The organism is Arthrobacter sp. 24S4-2, assembly GCF_005280255.1.
In the GTDB taxonomy this organism is placed as follows: domain Bacteria; phylum Actinomycetota; class Actinomycetes; order Actinomycetales; family Micrococcaceae; genus Arthrobacter.
In genome coordinates, this window is record NZ_CP040018.1 from 725,928 (window position 1) to 743,727 (window position 17,800).

Consider the following 17,800-nt stretch of genomic DNA (forward strand, 5'->3'; position numbering starts at 1 on the left):
AAAACGGGAATCTGAGGGGATTAGCTGCCTGTTCGCGCTTAGGGGCGGGCGCTTAGTCGGCGAGCCCAGGCTGCCTTTCTCCCGCCTCGATCCGGTAATCCAGGCTGTTGTTCCTCACCGGCATGGGGCAGGTGCCGTAGGGGGTGAAGGCGCTCGGGTAGTTGATGGCACGGTTGAAGTCCAGCACCACCGACGCCTTACCGGATGAGTCCACCCGGGGCCGCGCCATGGACACTTTGCGCCATTCGTCCGTGGAGTCGCCGTTGGTCTCATCGTGGAACGTGACCGTGAGGGCGCCCAGCTTCTCCTCCTCGGCCTGCAAGTGGCATTCATGGTCCTTGCCGGGCAGCCGGAACACGAGCTCTCCCACGGAGCGGTGCACGCCGTCCACCAGGGGATTCGCGGTGCCGATAGGGACGTCCACCGGCGCCGGGTACGGGCGGAACTCGGCCTCGATCACCAGGTCCGGGCGGTACGCAAAGGTGGGCACGCCGTCGAACTCGGTGAACACCGGCGACCGCGAATCCCTGGTCCGGATGGCGTATTTGCCTGCCCGCATGGCCAGTTCCACCAGCACCTGCTTCCCGTCGCCGCCGCCGAACTGGACCCACATCAGCGACTCCTCGTCCGCAAGCGCGGCCGAAATGGTGCCGTCCACCGGCTCGCCGGTTTCCGCCAGCGTGAGCCCGTCCGCCGCCCCGGCGGTGAGGAACGCCGTCGTGCCGTCCGTTGACCAGCGCCCCGGGACGAGGTCGACGGCGGCGGGCTGGCTTTCCAGCCACTGGAACGACGTGAGCGTCAGCCAGCCATACTCGCTGGCCAGCGCCTTGTTGCGGTTGGCGCGGAAGCGGTTCCAGCGGTCCAGTTGGGCGTCAGGGGCAGTGTTCATGGTTCCTCCAGGCGGTGGCTTACGGCCCACGGTACAACCGCATGGGTGCCTGCAGCATTCCGCCCAGTTCCCGATCGCGTCCGCGTACTCCGGTTCCATTGCCGCCCGTCAGCCCAGCTGGTAGCGTCAAAAACACGTTCCAGGCGAACGCTCGAGACGGAGTTGTCTACCCGACGGACTACGGATGTGAACGCCATGAAAATAGCTGTCCTTGGCACCGGATTTGCCGGCCGCACTGTTGCAGCGGGGTTGGCGAAACTCGGGCACGAAGTGGTGATCGGTACCCGCGACCCGCACGCCACGCTGGCGCGAACGGAACCCGGCGCCATGGGAACTCCGCCGTTTGCCCAATGGCGCGCCCAGCACGTCGACGTGGCGCTCGCCGCCTATCCCGAAGCCGCGTCCGCCGCGGAAATCATCGTCAACCTCACTAACGGACAGGGCTCCATCGATGCCCTGACTGCAGCGGGCGCGGAAAACCTCGCCGGCAAGATCCTTATAGACATCGCGAACCCGTTGGACCTTTCACAGGGTTTCCCGCCGTCGCTGAAGCCGGTCAACACGGACAGCCTGGGCGAGCAAATCCAGCGGGCCTTCCCGGAAGCCAGGGTCGTCAAGACGCTCAACAACATGCAGTCCGGCCTGATAGCTGATCCGGGGCGGGTGGCGGGAGGAGAACACTCTGTCTTCGTTTCGGGGAACGACGCTGCCGCCAAGAGCGCAGTGACCTCCCTGCTGCAAAGCCTTGGCCACCGGGACGTCATTGACCTGGGCGACATCACTACAGCCCGGGGACCGGAAATGATGATGCCCGTCTGGCTGCGGATCTTTACCGCCCTGGGCACGCCCGACTTCAATTTCAAGATTGTCCGCTGAGGTGGCGCTATGGTCCTGGACGTAGCGCTCACCGTTCTGGCCTGTCTTGCGCTCATTGCCGGGTTCACCCTTGCCGGGATGTCCGTGCTGAAGCGCGGGGGACTCCCGGGGGCAACCGGCACGCTGGGGAGTGTGCTCGGCATGATTGACCCCGCAACCGGGGCGCCGACGCGTGAAGAATCTGCTGCGGCCCGGGAAGAGCTGAAGCAGCGGCGGCATGAGGCGGCCCAGTCCGGGAAAGGGCCGGACCATAACGAGCCGTACTCCGGTAAGATCACCATCCGGGTGGCCGGCCACGTGGCTGCAGCGCCCGGAAAGCCCGGTGGGACTCCCGGATTTCCGGCCGGGGCGCCTACTGAACCAGGGCCCTCCGCGGACGTCAAGGCTGCGGACACTATCTGAGACAAATTCCCACGCTGCAACGCGTCCGGGTAACATCCAATAGGAACAAGTAACCCGGCTCACAGTATCCAGCGCAGTGTACGAGCCAAGTCCGAACCCTCGAAAGATAGTTTCCATGGCTGACACTGCAATAAATCCAGGCACCCATCTCGCAGGGGCCAACCTCTCCAGCGCCGATCTCGCCGCCGAACTCCGGGCGGACGTCCGGCGGGTTTCGACACTGCTCGGCGAATCGCTGGTCCGCCAGCACGGCCCCGAGCTCCTTGACCTCGTGGAGCAGGTCCGCCTCCTCACCAAGGAATCCAAGGAAGCCGCCCGCGGCGGGGCGGATGCCACCGGCCCCTGGAGCTCGCACGACGTCGTTGCCCAGGTCCGCGAACTGCTCGGCTCCCTGCCTCTTGACCAGGCCACCGACCTGGTCCGTGCCTTTGCGTTCTACTTCCATCTGGCCAACGCCGCCGAGCAGGTCCACCGGGTCCGCGGACTGCGGACCCGCCAGGAAAAGGACGGCTGGCTGGCCAAGGCAGTGGAGGAGATTTCCGGCCAGGCCGGGCCGGCAGTTCTCCAGCAAGTGGTCAACGAACTCGATGTCCGGCCCATTTTTACCGCGCACCCCACGGAGGCCTCCCGACGCTCGGTGCTGGACAAGATCCGCCGGCTGTCTGATGTGCTGGCAGTCTCCACCGAGGAAGGCACCTCGGCCCGCCGCCGCCAGGACCGCCAGCTCGCCGAGGTGATCGACCAGATGTGGCAGACCGACGAGCTCCGCCAGGTCCGCCCCACCCCGGTGGACGAGGCCCGCAACGCCATCTACTACCTGAACAGCATCCTCACCGACGCCATGCCCGAAATGCTGTCGGACCTGTCCGAACTGCTGGGCGAACACGGCGTCACGCTGCCGTCGCAGAAGGCCCCCATCCGCTTCGGTTCCTGGATCGGCGGCGACCGCGACGGCAACCCGAACGTCACTGCAGCCGTCACCCGCGAAATCCTGCAGATCCAGAACCAGCACGCCGTCCGGATCAGCATCGCGATGATCGACGAACTCATCTCCATCCTCTCCAACTCCACGGCGCTGGCCGGGGCGGACCAGGAACTGCTGGACTCGATCGACACGGACCTCAAGAACCTTCCGGGCCTTGACCGCCGGGTGCTGGAACTCAACGCCCAGGAGCCCTACCGCCTCAAGCTCACCTGCATCAAGGCCAAGCTCCTCAATACGGCCAAGCGCGTGGCGGCAGGCTCGTCCCACCAGCAGGGCCGCGACTACACGTCCACTGCCGGTCTCCTCGCCGAGCTCGGCCTGCTGGGGACGTCCCTGCGCAACCACCACGCCGGACTTGCCGCTGACGGCGCCCTGGCCCGCGTCCGCCGCGCCATCGCCTCCTTCGGCCTGCACCTCGCCACGCTGGACATCCGCGAACACGCCGACCACCACCACGACGCCGTCGGGCAGCTCATGGACCGCCTCGGCGGCCCCGGCGTGCAGTATTCCGAACTCAGCCGCGCCGAGCGCCTCGAGGTGCTGGGAGCCGAGCTGGGCTCCCGCCGTCCGCTGTCCGGCCACCCGATTAAGCTCGACGGCGTCGCTGACGGTACGTACGACGTCTTCCGTGAGATCCGCCGGGCCCTGAAGACCTACGGCCCCGACGTCATCGAGACGTACATCATTTCCATGACCCGCGGTGCCGACGACGTCCTGGCCGCGGCCGTGCTTGCCCGCGAGGCAGGCCTCATCAGCCTCTTCGGCGAAGCACCGTACGCCAAGATCGGCTTTGCGCCGCTGCTGGAAACGGTGGAGGAGCTGCGGGCCTCGGCCGAGATCGTGGACCAGCTGCTGTCCGATCCTTCCTACCGGGAACTGGTCCGGCTCCGCGGCGATGTGCAGGAAATTATGCTCGGTTACTCGGACTCCAACAAGGAATCCGGCGTGATGACCAGCCAGTGGGAGATCCACAAGACCCAGCGCAAGCTGCGGGACATCGCAGCCAAGCACGGGGTTCGCGTGCGCCTCTTCCACGGCCGCGGGGGTTCCGTGGGCCGCGGCGGCGGGCCCACCTACGATGCCATCATGGCCCAGCCCAACGGCGTCCTCGAAGGCGAAATCAAGTTCACCGAGCAGGGCGAAGTCATCTCGGACAAGTACTCGCTGCCGGAACTGGCACGCGAAAACCTCGAGCTGTCGCTCGCGGCCGTGATGCAGGGTTCGGCCCTGCACCGCACCCCGCGCACCTCCGAGGACGAGCGCGAGCGGTACGGCCACGTCATGGAGACCATCTCCGACGCCGCCTTCGCCCGGTACCGCTCACTGATCGACGACCCCGACCTGCCGGCCTACTTCCTGGCGTCCACACCGGTGGAACAGCTGGGATCGCTGAACATCGGCTCACGTCCGTCCAAGCGCCCCGACTCGGGCGCAGGGCTGGGCGGCCTGCGCGCCATTCCCTGGGTCTTCGGCTGGACCCAGTCGCGGCAGATCGTGCCGGGCTGGTTCGGCGTCGGCTCGGGCCTGAAGGCCGCGCGGGAAGCCGGCAACACGGCACAGCTCGTGGAAATGATGGACCGCTGGCACTTCTTCCGCTCGGTGGTGTCCAACGTGGAGATGACGCTGGCCAAGACCGACATGGATATTGCCGGCTACTACGTCTCCACCCTGGTCCCGGAAGAGCTGCACCACCTGTTCCGTGCCATCCGTGAGGAATACGATCTCACCGTCGCGGAAATCCAGAACCTCACCGGAGAGCACGTGCTCCTGGATGCGCAGCCCACCCTGAAACGCTCGCTTGAAATCCGCGACCAGTACCTGGATCCCATCAGCTACCTGCAGGTGGAACTGATGCGCCGCATCCGCGCCGAGGGTTCCGGAGACGGCATCTCCAACGCTGAGATCAACGACCGCCTACAGCGGGCCATGCTCATCACCGTCAACGGTGTGGCGGCCGGCCTCCGCAACACGGGATAGCCTCCGGCGTCCAACCGCCGACGCTCTCTCACTTCCTGCGGTCTTTTCCCGAACGCTCTCTCACTGCTGTGAGAGAGCGTTCGGTTTTGGTTGCGAAAGGTGAGAAAGCGTTTCGGTTTTGGTTGCGAAAGGTGAGAGAGCGTCAGGCCTGTTCCTCCCTGGCCGCTCCGTAGGGAACCACAACGGTCCGGCGGGGAGTGCCGCCGTCGGAATAGGGGAGCGTCCGGACCGAAACCCCGTACAGGGCCGTCAGCGCGGCGTCGGTGAGCAGCTCCGCGGCGTCCCCGGTCCGGGCTCCGCTGCGGCCCAGGAGAACGGCATGGTCGGCGAGGTACAGGGCGTGGTCCGGATGGTGGGTGCTCAGGAGCAGGGCCATGCCGTCGGTCATCAGTTCGCGCAGGAGCGACAGGACGCGGACCTGGTTCTTGAGGTCCAGGCCTGTGGCGGGCTCGTCCAGCACCAGTACGGGGCAGCCGGCCGCGATGGCCCGGGCAATCAGGACCAGCTGCTGCTCGCCGCCGCTGAGGGTGGGGAAGCGGCGGTCGCGCAGCCCGGCCACGCCGACCTTCTCCATGGCCTCCAGCGCGGCGGCCCGGTCCGCGGCTCCGGGCGTCCGGAAGATCCCCACCTGCCGGGCCCTCCCCATCAGCACCATGTCCAGGGCGGTGTAGCCAAACGCGCTGCCGCGGGCCTGCGGAACGTACCCGGCGCCGTCGTCCCGGCGTACTGTTCCTTCCGCAGGATCCAGCAGCCCTGCGGCGCACCGGACCAGAGTGGTTTTGCCGCTGCCGTTGGGTCCCAGCACCGCCGTCGCCGTGCCGGCCGGCACGCGGAAGCTGACGTCGCGGAAGACCCAGTCCTGCCGGCTGTAGCCGAAGCCAACACCGTCCAGCTCAAGCACTTTCCCAGATCCTCTCCCGGTTCCGGCGCAGGAGCAGGAAGAACACGGGCGCGCCGATGAGGGCTGTGAGGACTCCCAGCGGGATTTCTCCTGCGGTGGCCGTGCGGGCCACGGTGTCCACCAGCACGATGTAGGCGCCGCCCAGGAGGAAGGACACCGGCAGGAGCACCCGGTGGTCCGGGCCAACCCACATCCGCGCCAGGTGCGGCACCACCAGGCCCACCCAGCTGACCGCGCCGCTGACTGCCACCGCACCGGCCACGATGAGCGCCACGGCAACCAGCACCACCCAGCGCAGCGGTCGGGGTCTGAGGCCCAGCGCCGCGGCATCCTCGTCGCCGAGGGACAGCACGTTGATCCGCCAGCGCAGCAGGAGAAGCACGACGGCGCCGCCCACCACGGGCAGCGCGGCAACGGCGACCTTCGCGAAGGTTGCGGAGGACACACTCCCGAGCAGCCAGAAGACGATGGCCGGCAGGGTGGTGTTCGGATCCGCGATGTAGGTCACCAGTGCCACCAAAGCCGAGAAGAACGACCCCGTGACCACGCCGCCGAGCACGATCATGAGCATCGGCGTTCCGCCGCGGCCGGACGTGATCAGGAACAGCAGTCCGAGCGCCACCAGGCCGAAGGCAAAAGAGCCGGCCACCAGCAGGAAGGATCCCAGCCCGAGCAGCAGGGCCAGGGCTCCGCCGAGGGATGCGCCGGCGGATACGCCGATGATCTCCGGGCTGACCAGCGGGTTGCGGAAGATGGCCTGGAGGGCCGCACCTCCGATCGCCAGCCCGCCTCCCACCAGCACGGCCAGCAGGATCCGAGGCAGCCGGACCAGCAGGACCACGTTCTGTTCGGTCTGGCTCGCCTCGACCGGAAATGGCACAACCTGGGCGGCGAGGATCTGGACAACGTGGCCGAGTGGCACGTTGAACCGGCCCAGGGCCAGCGCCAGAAGCCCGACGGCGGTCACCAGCACGGCGGCGACCACAACGGGTCCAAGGACGGCCGCCCTGCCCACCCGCTTTCGATGGCCCGGCAGCCCACCTTCCCCGGGAGCCTGCAGGCGGACACGGTTCAGTTTCGCTGAGCTGGCTTCATCCAGCATTGAATTGTTGGTAGTCGGCGGAGTCGCTGTTTCCAGCGGTCCAGAGGATCTTGTCCAGCTCGCCGGAGGTGGGCTCATGGTTGTAGAGGAACTGGAAGTATTCGGTGACTTTGCTGCGCAGTCCGGACCGGGCCTGGGGGAATGCGATGTCGGAAAGCCAGTGCCACATGAGGGGCGATTCCTGGCCCGGGGGATCCCACCGGTAGCCTCCGAGCGGCACCTTGTAGACGCGGCGCGAGCGCACCGCGGCGACGTTCTGCCAGACCGGGTCCGAGTAGATGTCCTTCGGCATGGCCACATCGAAGTTGCCCAGCAGGATGACCTCGGGGTCCCATCTGAGGACCTGCTCCACGTCCAGGCCAACCATGCCGGCGCCCGGCAACGGGTCCTTGTCGGTGGCGGGATTGGTGCCGCCCACCAGCTTGATGTAGAAGTCGTTGTAGGTGTTGGCCGCGGCGGCTTTGAGTCCTCCGGTGAACCTGTTGAAGTAGAGAATGCTGGGCCCTGCGGAGCCTCGGCCGGCCGCCACGGATTTGATTTCAGCCAGCTCCTTGTCGCTGTGTTCCTTGATTTCGGTGGCCCGTTCCGGTTTGCCCAGCATGGCAGCGAACATGGTGATCCAGGCGTCCACGTCCTCCTGCGTACCTGTGTTTTTCAGTCCGATCACGGTCAGTCCGGCATTTTCCAGGGGTTCGACCAGCTGGGAGTCGGACCACTGGATCACAACATCGGGGTTCAGCGCCCGCACGCTCTCCACGTTGGGGGTGAAGTCCTGGGCCGCGATTTCGTGCGGGAGTTTCAGGGCGCTGGGGAACATGGTTCCCATGATCCCGTCCCGCATCGCCGCCCATGATGCGTTGTGCATGGCGCTGAGGTGGTCGGCACTCCGGTCGACGGCGACCAGCAGTGACGCGGCCGGCATGGGGATGGTCACCACCGTGGTGACCGGTTTGGCGAAGGTGATTTTCTTGCCGCGCTGGTCCGTGATGCTGATGCTTTCGGAACCTGCTGAAGCGGTTCCGGAACCGCTGGGGGAGGCTGCCGTTGGCGGGCCGGAGGCTCCGCATCCGGCGAGGAGGGCTGCCGAGCCGCCCGCCACAAACACCTGAAGCACGGCGCGGCGGTTTAGATCGTCGATCCGCATGGATTGACCCCCTGTGCGTAGGTTCTTCACAGGATCCGCCCGAAGGTCGGTGCTGTCAACGGCAACCGGACTCCCGCCCCTTGTCGGTGCCCGGAGCCGGTGCTACGTTCAAAGAACCTTTTGCAGAAGGTGGCCAAATGATGGTTGTCGACGGTGCCCAGTTGTTTGTCCGTTACGCCTACCCGCCCAATTCCCGGGGCAGCTGCGGGCCCCCGGACAGTGACGCCCTCCTGCACTACGGCCAGTCCGGCGTGACGGACCAGGGGCTCCGCGAGCTGGCCAAGGGCTTCGCCGGCGCGTGGCCATATCTGGAGCTGATCGCGGGGTCCAACGGCATAACAGACCCTCTCGATGCCCGCGTGGTGGAGGCCTACTGGGTGGGCAACAGCCTGCTGGACTCCGTGGGTATCACCAATATCGGCAACTCCATGGAGGACCGGTTCCGGGCCCGCACCGGGCACCAGTTCCCGCATCTGGCCGAAGGCGTCCTGGCCGGCGGCGTTCCGCATCACAGCTTCCATGTTTTTGAGATCTACCCCTGGCTGGGCCTGCTGCACGACGACCGGCGCCACGCCACCGCCCTGAACGTGCTGGACCGCTGCCGGATCCGGTGGGGCGAGATAGTGGCGATCACCGGCGACGACGCCGTGGTGCGGTCCCGGCCGCTGGTGTGGGACGGTGCGTCTCTTGGCGTGGGCGAACCCGTAGTGGAGACAGCGAAGTATGCCGTGAACGGAACAGGTTTTGTGGCAGGGCTGGCGGCCGGCGATGTGGTGTCGCTGCACTGGGACTGGGTGTGTGACAGGCTCTCCCGGCCCCAGCTGCAGCGGCTGAAGCACTTCACGGTGCGCCATCTGCGTATTGCCAACAGCGGCGTCGAACACCGCGGGGCAGCGATCGCCCTGGAACGCCACGGCTGACGCGCCCGGCTGACGTGCAGGGCTGCCCCCACCCGCGACTCCCGCACGTGACGCTAGCCGGACTCGCCGTCTGAATCCCGGGGACGGCCCATCAGCTCCAGTCCGTCCATGGCCCGGTCGGCGCCCGCGGAGTCGACGCGTTCCAAGGCGAATCCCATGTGGATGAGCACCCACGTTCCGGGCTCCAGCGGCCCCTCGTCCAGCAGGCCGATGTTGATCTTCCGCTGCACGCCGGCCACATCCACCAGGGCGAGCTGGTTGCCGTAGCCCTCCAGCAGCTCGATGACCTGGCCGGGTATTCCTAGGCACATGGTGGGCCCTCGCTATCAGGTTCGGGGACTGGGTCAGGTTCGGGGACAGGGTGGTGTTTGGAGACAAGGCCGACGACGGCGGCAATCGCCTGCGGTACCGCCGCCGCCACGGCGGCGCTCAGGCCGATCCCTTCCGTCAGGTCCGCAGGCACGCAGCCCACCACGTAGGTCAGGGGCAGCTCACCGCCAAGCGAGCGAAGACGCCCCAGCACGGCCACCGGATCCATGCCGTGAGGGTCGAGGGCTGAGGCGCCGTCGAGGTGCTCCGGGCGCACCCGGAGCACCCTGATGCTGCCGGGCGCCCCGGCACCTTCCCCGTCGGCATTGCCGCTGTCGGACCCTTCGCCGTCCGGCAGCGCCGCGCCCGGAGGCACTGTGTCCACCAGCACCAGGACGTCCACGCCGGCCAGCAGGTCGTAGGCCAGGTGCATGCCCCGGATTCCGTAGTCCACGGCGAGCATGCCCGGAACGGCGCGGTCAGCCTCGACAGCCAGCCGGCGGGCCACTTCCGGGCCGAAGCCGTCGTCGCGCAGGAACATGTTGCCCACTCCTGCCACCAGGATGCGGGGTCCGGGCGCCGCCGTCTCGACCGCCGTCTCGCCGTCGCCGCGCGGGGCGGTGCCGGGCCGGACCTCCAGGGTCACATCCGCCGCGCATTCAGGTAGCGCTGGATGTCCGGGACCGAACGGATCCCCACATAGACGGCGCCGAGCGCCAGCGCCACCAGCAGTCCGACTGTGGCCCTTCCAATTGTCCTCATTGCGGATTTCCCCTTCCATCGTCGAGCGGTTCAAGTTCCTCGGGAGCGTAATAGAAGGACCTGCCGTAGCCCTCGTGAAGGTCCGCAGCGGGGTCCTGTTCGAGCACCAGGCCAACGTGGGTGCTGCCGTCGACGTCGAAATGCACGCTGGTGACACGCCCGGTCTGCCCGGCGAAGAAGAGGTCCTGGGCGTCGGCCCGGCGGCTCGGGTTCACCCGCACCCTGCTGCCGCGGGCCACCGGAACACCGTTGATCAGAACAGCATCCAGGTGCGGCTGGACCAGGGCCTCCGATTCCGGCGTCCACCAGGCGGCCGGGTCCCCTTCGGCGCCGGTGATGCCCCCGGGAGGTTCCGGGAATTCGACGGCATGGGGGTTGCGCAGGATGCCGTGCAGCTGCTGGAGCTCCTCCGGCGACATCGCCTCGCACTGGTCGATGATCGCCGCCGCCCGCGGATCCGTTGCCCGGGCTTCGGCCTTCTCCTCGTCAGTCAGCGTCAGAACGCGCAAGGTGAGGATCTCGTCAATTTCCGTGGAGTCGAAGAGGGCCACCGAGCTTTCCGGGGCCACCGCAGGGTGGTCGTAGAGAATAATCGGGGACAGCAGCAGCACGTCCGTCTGCCCCTCGGGGCCGGCCAGCACAGGCCAGCACCGGTGCTGTGTACAGGAAGCGGCGGCAGCCCGGGCACGGTCCGGCGGGTCCAGCAGCGACAGGAAGTCCGCACCCTTCAGGTCCAGGAGGATGTGGGCGCCGATGAAGGACCTCGCAATGGCGTCCTGCCGGTCCGGAGGCTCCGCTGCCGGTCCTGCGGTGTTCGCCACCGAAACGCGCAACCGCACCAGCCCGCCGTCGGCTGCCGTGGCGCTGAGCGTCACCTCGCCGTGCAGAGCCCGACGGCGGCGCACCAGCCGCCCGGCGGCCCGGCCGGCGTCGTCGTTGAGTTGCTCAACATCCTCTCCTGCGGGGATGTCCACGGGCAGCACAAGCGGTTCGTCGCCGTTCAGCAGGTGAACCAGCGGAAACGGTCCCAGGACGGTTTCCTGCTCCACGGCCTCATCCCAGCTCAGCCAGCGGGCGGAGCCGATGGTGAGTTCTTCCACCGGCCTGAAGATGCCGGCGTCGTCCGCTTTTTCCGCAGTGCGCGACTGCAGCTGCAGGAAACGGAGGTGGAGTGTCAGTCCGCCGTCCGACCCCGGACCCAGCAGGCAGTCGGCGAACATTCCGGCGTCCTCGCCGGTGCCGGTTTCCATGGCACCGGGCGGTCCCAGGATGCCGAACTGCCAGCGGGACTGGTTCTTCTGGGAGGACGCGCGGTAGGGGTAGAGGAGGTAGCCCTCGTAGAGAACGGCGTCCGCCACCGCCCGGGCCAGGCTCATGTTCACGTTCATGGGAGCCTCTCCCCGACCACTCCGGAGGCTGCAGCGGCCAGAAGGGATTCGACGGTGGCCTCCCACGACGTCAGGCCGCGGACCGACTTGTACCGGGACAGGGCCGCCAGGACGTCGCGGTCCAGGCGGATCCAGCCCGCATTCGGGAAATACAGATCCATCAGCCGCTGCCAGACGGACACGGGAAGCCGGTACGAGGCCTCGAGGTCCCACGGCACCTGTTCCACGCCGAAGCCCGTCTGGCCCTTGGTGAAGACGGTTCCGGAGAACAGGAACTCCAGGGGGATCTCGCCGTCGCGCAGGGCGTTGAGGTACTTCGCGGCCGCAACATCGAAATCAAAGGTGCACGGCAGCGGGAGGTCAACCTCGGTGCTGCCGGAGAAGCCCTGCACCATGGTGCTGCACTGCATCCAGAGGAACGACTTGAGCGTGTTGGGCCAGCGCCCGCGTGCGCCGAAAAGATCCAGCAGCCCCGGTTCCTCTTCGGCCGCGTAGCCGCGGCGCTGCGGGAGGATGCGCACCTGGCAGCGGAGCGCGATGGCGTGGATGGCGGTGCCCGTGGCTTCGGTCAGGCGCAGCCGGGCGGTCAGCTGCGGCGCCGCGGCGTACGGCTCCGGCTGGACGTCGACGACGGTGAACGCCAGCCCGGTCATTGCGGCCCACCCGCCGGTCCGTCCGCGAAAGATCCGCGGAATTCCGCGCGCGCCGGTTTGCTGCGGCGGCTGACGCTTTCAAAGAAGGCGGCGAGCTGGTCGCGGGCCTCCTGTCCGCCGTCGAACCCGCGCCAGACGCGGCGAAGCTGCCCCACGAGTTCATAGCAGGCGTCCACCGGCACCAGGTGGCAGTCGGCCTGCGGGCGGTCCGGGCCGGGGCCGCGGATCAGTAGCGCCTCGGTGTCAGGGGCGGCCACTGCCAGCGCCGGGTTGCGTGCCAGCACGGCGCCCCAGGCGTCCAGCGGGAGCTCGGATTCCGTGGCTCCCGCAGGGCCCGGGTAGAAGGCGACCGTCCGGTCCAGTTTGGAGCTGCGGAAGAAGAAGGCGAGGCCAACCGGTATTTCCAGCTCGTCCCACTGGCCCGGGCCCAGCTCGAAGTCCGGAAACGAGAAGTACCGGTCCGGCACCGAACGGAAGCGGAGGTGGGCAGTGCTGTCCGTGAAGAGCAGGTAGCAGGGCCGGCAGGTGCACAGCATGGCGTGGCTTTCGACGTCCACCACGTGCTGGTGGGCCTCGGGGATGGGTTCGCCGCACATTTCGCAGCGCTCGCCGGCAGGCACGGCGGCCGGCTGTGCGGCGATCCGCCGGAGCAGGGCTATGGGCAGGCCGCCGGAGCCAGTCGCTGTCATCTCAGGCGTCCTGGCTGGATACGGCCGGAACAGCCACAGACATGACGCCAGACCGCACCAGGAGGGGCAGCGGATCAAGGTGCAGGTTCCTGTCTTCGAGGCAGGAACCGGCTTGCCGCACGTCGAAATGCGCTCGGCAGGCCGGGCAGCGGAGCAGGCCGCCGCCCACGGGGCCCGCGAGGGCGCGCTGGAGAGTGGCGCCGGCCATGGACCCGGTGCAGCGCGGGCAGTAGTCCCGGTACGCATAGAGATCCTGCCCGGTCCGGCAGGCGAGCACCGGGTATCCGCCCACCAGGAAACCGGCCACTTCGCCCTGTTCCAGGCCGGCGATTTCCGGCGCGGCCTGCCAGCAGCCGGGGGCGTGCTCGTGCCAGTTTCCCGCCGGGCCGGCACCGGGTGCGGTACGTGTGCCGCCGGCGCCGTTCCTGCCGCCGCCGCCGTCACCTGCGCCACCGTTACCTGCGTCGCCGCCGTCCGGATGGTTCAGCCGGACCAGCAGCGCGTCCACCGGGATCACGGCGGGAGTGGCCGGGCGGGACTCCTCCTCGACCACCTGGATGGCGGTCACCTCGGGCGCCGCCGACTCAATGGCCTCTTCGACGGCGAACTTGAGCGTGACGGACGACGACGGGCAGCCCTGGCAGGTGCCGAGCAGTTTCAGCCGCACCACGCCCTCGGGGCTGACATCCAGAAGCTCCACGTTGCCGCCGTGCGAGCCCAGGTAGGGCCTCACACTGTCCAGCGCAGCCGTCACACGGGTTTCCAGGTCCTGGGGGTGTAGCCCGTGGATCACCAGCAGGCTGGACACCAGTTCGTCCGCGGTCAGTGCATCCAGGGTGGCGCGGTCGAGCTGTCCGCGGTCATCGAGGATTTCCAGGATCCTGGCCAGCCCGGAACCGTACAGGTCCGTGACCTGGCGGACCAGTTCCTCGGCGCGCCCGCGGGCCACCGCCCCGCCGGCTCCGAGGGCGTCGAGCAGACTTTCGATCCGGTCGCCGGCCTGCCGCGGCCGGTCCTCGCCAGGCATGGCTCCTACTCTGCGGTCAGGGTCTGGGTGGGTGAGTGCAGCTTCTCGAGCGTCTGGCCGTTGCCCAGGTACATGTGCACGCCGCAGGGCAGGCAAGGGTCAAAGCTGCGCACGGTGCGCATGATGTCGATGCCCTTGAAGTTCTCGCGGCTGTTTTCCTCGAAAATAGGCTGCCCCTGCACCGCGTCCTCGTACGGGCCGGCGGTTCCGGAGGAATCCGTGGGGCTCGCGTTCCAGGGGGTCGGCGGGTAGGGATGGTAGTTGGCGATCTTGCCGTCGCGGATCACCATGTGGTGGGACAGGACGCCCCGCACAGCCTCCGTGAAGCCGCAGCTGATGGCCTCGTCCGGCACCTCGAAGGACTCCCAGGTCTTGGTGCGGCCGGCCCGGATTTCCTCCAGGGCCTTTTCCGCGAAGTGCAGCGCGGCGGCCGCGGCGTAGGCCTGGAAGTAGGTGCGCGCCCGGTTGCGTTCGAGCGTGTTGCTCCACTGCGGAATGTTCCACTCGAAGGACACGGGGCCCTTCAGCGCGGTCTTGGGCAGGTTGATCTGGACGCTCCTGCCGGTGGCCTTGATGTAGCCGATGTCCACCAGCCCGGCCAGTGCAGTGGCCCAGAGGCGCGCCAGCGGGCCGCCGCCGGTGTCCAGCGCCAGGTTGTTCTCGCCGTCGAACCAACGGGGGACATGACCCAGCTGTACTTTTCCGAAAGGTCCCGCTTCTGCGGCCGCGGATTGGTGTGCTGGTTCCACGGATGCCGCCGGTCCACCGGGTTGCCCAACGGATCGTGGGTCACGAACATCTCCTGGTCTTCCCAGTCTTCGTAGTAGGAGGAGCCAAGCATGATCCGGATGCCCAGGTTGATCCGAACCAGGTCGGTGGTGACCAGTTTGCCGTCCACCACAACGCCCGGGGTGACGAACATCTTCCGGCCCCACTCGGTCATGTCCTTGTACTCGAAATTGCAGTAGTCGGGGTCCTGGAGCGAGCCCCAGCAGCCCAGCAGCGTGCGCCGCAGCCCCACCTGTTCGTAACCCGGCAGCGCCTCGTAGAAGAAGTCGAACAGGTCGTCGTGCATGGGGACGACCTTCTTCATGAACTCGACGTAGCGCATGAGCCGGGTGATGTAGTCCGTCATGAGTTGGATGGTGGCGACCGTACCCACGCCGCCGGGGTAGAGCGTGGACGGGTGCACGTGGCGCCCCTCCATGAGGCAGAACATTTCGCGGGTGGCCCGGCTGACCTGAAGGGCCTCCCGGTAGAACTCGCCGGTGAACGGGTTCAGCGAGCGCATGATGTCGGCGATGGTCCGGTAGCCGTGCTCGGCCTCGTGCGGCGCCCGGGTGTTTTCCGCCTTGGCCAGGACACCGGGGTTGGTCTCGGACACCATCTTTTCGCAGTAGTCCACGCCCACCAGGTTTTCCTGGAAGATGTTGTGGTCGAACATGTACTCGGCAGCTTCGCCCAGGTTCACTATCCACTCACCCAGGTTCGGCGGCTTCACGCCGTACGCCATGTTCTGCGCATAACAGGAGCAGGTGGCGTGGTTATCGCCGCAGATCCCGCAGATGCGGCTGGTGATGAAGTGCGCGTCCCGGGGGTCCTTGCCCTTCATGAAGATGGAGTAGCCGCGGAAGATCGAGGACGTGCTTTTGCACTCCACCACCTGGTTGTTGGCGAAATCGATCTTGGTGTAGATGCCCAGGCTGCCCACGATCCTCGTGATCGGGTCCCAGGCCATCTCCACCAGGTTGTTGTTGCCCGTTCCGCTTCCGGACGGCATTGGAATCGTTGAGGTCATCGTCTTTCACCTGTCTGGAAGTGCCGGCTACCAGGTGCGCTGGGCACCGGTAAGGAGTTCACGTCCGGGCCGCCGCCATTTGGGCTCCTGGTCCAGCGTGTGGGTGGTGATGCCGCGAAGCGCCCTGATGGCCGCACCGTAGGGGCGGATGGTGTTCGTGGAGAGCTTGCCGCCGGGCGGCTCGTCCATGAAGGGCATGAACTTGTCCGGGAATCCCGGCATGGTGCAGCCGATGCAGATGCCGCCCACGTTCGGGCAGCCTCCCACGCCGTTCATCCAGCCGCGCTTGGGCACGTTGCACTTGACCACCGGGCCCCAGCAGCCCAGTTTCACAATGCACTTGGGGGATCCGTATTCCGTGGCAAAGTCACCCTGCTCGTAGTATCCGGCCCTGTCGCAGCCTTCATGGACGGTCTTGCCGAACAGCCAGGTGGGCCGCAGGTTGTCGTCCAGCGGAATCATCGGGGCCTGCCCGGTGGCCTGGTAGAGCAGGTACGTCATGGTTTCGGAGAGGTTGTCCGGCTGGATGGGGCATCCCGGGACGCAGACAATGGGGATGCCGGCCTTGGACTTCCAGTCGTACCCGAGGTAGTCCGGCACGCCCATGGCTCCGGTGGGGTTTCCGGCCATCGCGTGGATTCCGCCGTAGGTGGCGCACGTGCCGGCCGCGATGATGGCCGTGGCCTTGGGGGCCAGCCGGTCCAGCCATTCGCTGGTGGTGATGGGCTGCCCGGTCTCGAGGTCGTTCCCGAAACCGCACCAGTAGCCGCCGGGGTCGTGGAGTTTTTCGTTGGGGATGGATCCCTCCACCACCAGCACAAACGGCTCCAGCTCGCCGCGGTCCGCCTTGCGGAACCACTCCAGGAAGTCGTCGGCCCCTTCCTGCGGGCCGCACTCGAAGTCGATCAGCGGCCAGTGCATGGCGATTCGCGGCAAACCTGGCAACGCGCCGAGGGCTATCTCCTCGACGCTGGGCTGGGTGGCCGCGGTCAGGGCCACGGAATCGCCGTCGCAGCTGAGCCCTGCGTTGATCCACAGCACGTGAATAAGGGCTTCTTCGGCCTTGAGGGAAGTTTCAGTAGGCATCTTTGCCTCTTTCGGAGGCCCTTACGGGCTCAGTGTGTTTGTCAGGGATTCAGTCAAGGTGGATGACCGGGAACTGGTGCCGCCGAGCCAGTCATACCAGCCGGCGAGGCCATCGCCGGTGGTGGCCGAGAGGACCAGGAATTCGGTACGCGGGTTGAGCTGCCGGGTCCGGCGCCGGAAACCGTCGACGTCGAACTCAACGTAGGGGAGCAGGTCAGATTTGTTGACGATCACCAGATCAGCTGCCATGAACATGTGCGGGTATTTGTGCGGTTTGTCATCACCTTCCGTCACGGAAACGATTACCACTTTTGCTGCCTCGCCGAGGTCAAACAGTGCGGGACAGACGAGGTTGCCCACATTTTCGATGAATACCGTGGACCCGGTCTCCGGATCCAGGGCGTCCAGGCCGCGCCGGAGCATGTCGGCGTCGAGGTGGCAGCCGGCTCCGGTGTTGATCTGGATGACGGGCCGCCCTACTGCCCGGATGCGGTCCGCGTCGAGGGACGTCTCCTGGTCGCCTTCGATGACGCCGGCCCGCAGGCTGTCCCCGAGGTCCGCGAGGGTGCGGACCAGCAGGGTGGTCTTGCCTGCCCCGGGCGAACTCATCACGTTGAACGCCCGGATGCCCCGGCCCTCCAGCCAGCCGCGGTTCCGCGCCGCAAGCAGGTCATTCTTGGCCAGCAGGTTCTGCTCCAGCGGAATGGTCTCGGGACGGTGGGCGTGCGGATGGTCATGGTCATGCTCGTGGTCATGGCTGTGCGGGTGGCCGTCGCCTTCGTCATGGGAATGGGCGTGCTCGTGTGAATGTGGGTGTTCGTGCTCGTGCGCATGCACCGGTAACAGCGTTACCCCGGGTTCCTGAAGTCCCGAAACCCGTGTGTTCGCCTCG

18 protein-coding genes are annotated in these 17,800 nt (G+C 67.2%); 4 read left to right on the top strand and 14 right to left on the bottom strand.

Annotation, left to right across the window (positions count from 1 at the left end; translation table 11 throughout):
• Positions 1-52: 52 nt before the first annotated feature.
• Positions 53-889, bottom strand: coding sequence for a DUF1684 domain-containing protein (locus tag FCN77_RS03490; protein ID WP_137321143.1), 837 nt, complete (start codon positions 887-889; stop codon positions 53-55).
• A 195-nt stretch (positions 890-1,084) separates the two neighbouring features.
• On the opposite strand from FCN77_RS03490, the gene FCN77_RS03495 reads away from it, so the two are divergent.
• The 3 genes from FCN77_RS03495 (at position 1,085) to ppc (ending at position 5,129) form a co-directional block, all read left to right on the top strand.
• Positions 1,085-1,765 (top strand): NADPH-dependent F420 reductase, encoded by a 681-nt coding sequence (locus tag FCN77_RS03495; protein ID WP_137321144.1) that lies wholly within the window; start codon positions 1,085-1,087, stop codon positions 1,763-1,765.
• 9 nt (positions 1,766-1,774) lie between these two features.
• A complete protein-coding gene (locus tag FCN77_RS03500; RefSeq protein WP_137321145.1) occupies positions 1,775-2,167 on the top strand; it encodes a hypothetical protein in 393 nt (130 codons plus the stop codon).
• A gap of 115 nt (positions 2,168-2,282) precedes the next feature.
• On the top strand, positions 2,283-5,129 hold the full coding sequence (gene ppc, locus FCN77_RS03505; protein WP_137321146.1) for a phosphoenolpyruvate carboxylase: 2,847 nt from the start codon (positions 2,283-2,285) through the stop codon (positions 5,127-5,129).
• A 142-nt stretch (positions 5,130-5,271) separates the two neighbouring features.
• On the opposite strand, the gene FCN77_RS03510 is transcribed toward ppc, so the two are convergent.
• The 3 genes from FCN77_RS03510 to FCN77_RS03520 are packed head-to-tail and all read right to left on the bottom strand — an operon-like array spanning position 5,272 to position 8,276.
• Positions 5,272-6,030, bottom strand: a complete 759-nt coding sequence (locus tag FCN77_RS03510) for an ABC transporter ATP-binding protein (protein WP_137321147.1) — start codon at positions 6,028-6,030, stop codon at positions 5,272-5,274.
• The gene (locus tag FCN77_RS03515) at positions 6,023-7,132 is read right to left on the bottom strand and encodes an iron ABC transporter permease (RefSeq protein ID WP_137321148.1); all 1,110 of its coding nucleotides are present in this window, start codon (positions 7,130-7,132) and stop codon (positions 6,023-6,025) included. Before FCN77_RS03515 ends, FCN77_RS03510 begins: the two co-directional genes overlap by 8 nt.
• Positions 7,122-8,276, bottom strand: coding sequence for an ABC transporter substrate-binding protein (locus FCN77_RS03520; RefSeq protein WP_137321149.1), 1,155 nt, complete (start codon positions 8,274-8,276; stop codon positions 7,122-7,124). Before FCN77_RS03520 ends, FCN77_RS03515 begins: the two co-directional genes overlap by 11 nt.
• Before the next feature lie 137 nt (positions 8,277-8,413).
• On the opposite strand from FCN77_RS03520, the gene FCN77_RS03525 reads away from it, so the two are divergent.
• Positions 8,414-9,196 (top strand): DUF6390 family protein, encoded by a 783-nt coding sequence (locus FCN77_RS03525; RefSeq protein ID WP_254678830.1) that lies wholly within the window; start codon positions 8,414-8,416, stop codon positions 9,194-9,196.
• Positions 9,197-9,249: 53 nt separating this feature from the next.
• On the opposite strand, the gene FCN77_RS03530 is transcribed toward FCN77_RS03525, so the two are convergent.
• From FCN77_RS03530 to hypB, 10 genes are all read right to left on the bottom strand, one after another.
• Complete coding sequence (locus FCN77_RS03530) at positions 9,250-9,507, bottom strand: HypC/HybG/HupF family hydrogenase formation chaperone (RefSeq protein WP_137321150.1); 258 nt, start codon at positions 9,505-9,507, stop codon at positions 9,250-9,252.
• A complete protein-coding gene (locus FCN77_RS03535; RefSeq protein WP_254678831.1) occupies positions 9,498-10,151 on the bottom strand; it encodes a hydrogenase maturation protease in 654 nt (217 codons plus the stop codon). The genes FCN77_RS03530 and FCN77_RS03535 overlap by 10 nt, the downstream gene beginning before the upstream one ends.
• 112 nt (positions 10,152-10,263) lie before the next feature.
• A complete protein-coding gene (locus FCN77_RS03540) occupies positions 10,264-11,655 on the bottom strand; it encodes a hypothetical protein (protein WP_137321151.1) in 1,392 nt (463 codons plus the stop codon).
• Positions 11,652-12,308, bottom strand: a complete 657-nt coding sequence (locus FCN77_RS03545; RefSeq protein ID WP_137321152.1) for a DUF6084 family protein — start codon at positions 12,306-12,308, stop codon at positions 11,652-11,654. Before FCN77_RS03545 ends, FCN77_RS03540 begins: the two co-directional genes overlap by 4 nt.
• Positions 12,305-12,997, bottom strand: coding sequence for a DUF5947 family protein (locus tag FCN77_RS03550; RefSeq protein WP_137321153.1), 693 nt, complete (start codon positions 12,995-12,997; stop codon positions 12,305-12,307). The genes FCN77_RS03545 and FCN77_RS03550 overlap by 4 nt, the downstream gene beginning before the upstream one ends.
• Before the next feature lies 1 nt (position 12,998).
• Positions 12,999-14,024: a NifU family protein gene (locus FCN77_RS03555; protein ID WP_137321154.1), complete on the bottom strand. Its 1,026-nt coding sequence runs from the start codon at positions 14,022-14,024 to the stop codon at positions 12,999-13,001.
• 5 nt (positions 14,025-14,029) lie between these two features.
• Positions 14,030-14,614, bottom strand: coding sequence for a nickel-dependent hydrogenase large subunit (locus FCN77_RS26600; RefSeq protein ID WP_254678832.1), 585 nt, complete (start codon positions 14,612-14,614; stop codon positions 14,030-14,032).
• On the bottom strand, positions 14,548-15,822 hold the full coding sequence (locus FCN77_RS03560) for a nickel-dependent hydrogenase large subunit (RefSeq protein ID WP_254678833.1): 1,275 nt from the start codon (positions 15,820-15,822) through the stop codon (positions 14,548-14,550). Before FCN77_RS03560 ends, FCN77_RS26600 begins: the two co-directional genes overlap by 67 nt.
• A 27-nt stretch (positions 15,823-15,849) precedes the next feature.
• Positions 15,850-16,908 (bottom strand): hydrogenase expression protein HypE, encoded by a 1,059-nt coding sequence (locus FCN77_RS03565; RefSeq protein ID WP_137321155.1) that lies wholly within the window; start codon positions 16,906-16,908, stop codon positions 15,850-15,852.
• A gap of 21 nt (positions 16,909-16,929) precedes the next feature.
• Entirely contained in the window at positions 16,930-17,745 is an 816-nt protein-coding gene (gene hypB, locus FCN77_RS03570) for a hydrogenase nickel incorporation protein HypB (protein WP_302646797.1), read from the bottom strand.
• Positions 17,746-17,800 lie beyond the last annotated feature (55 nt).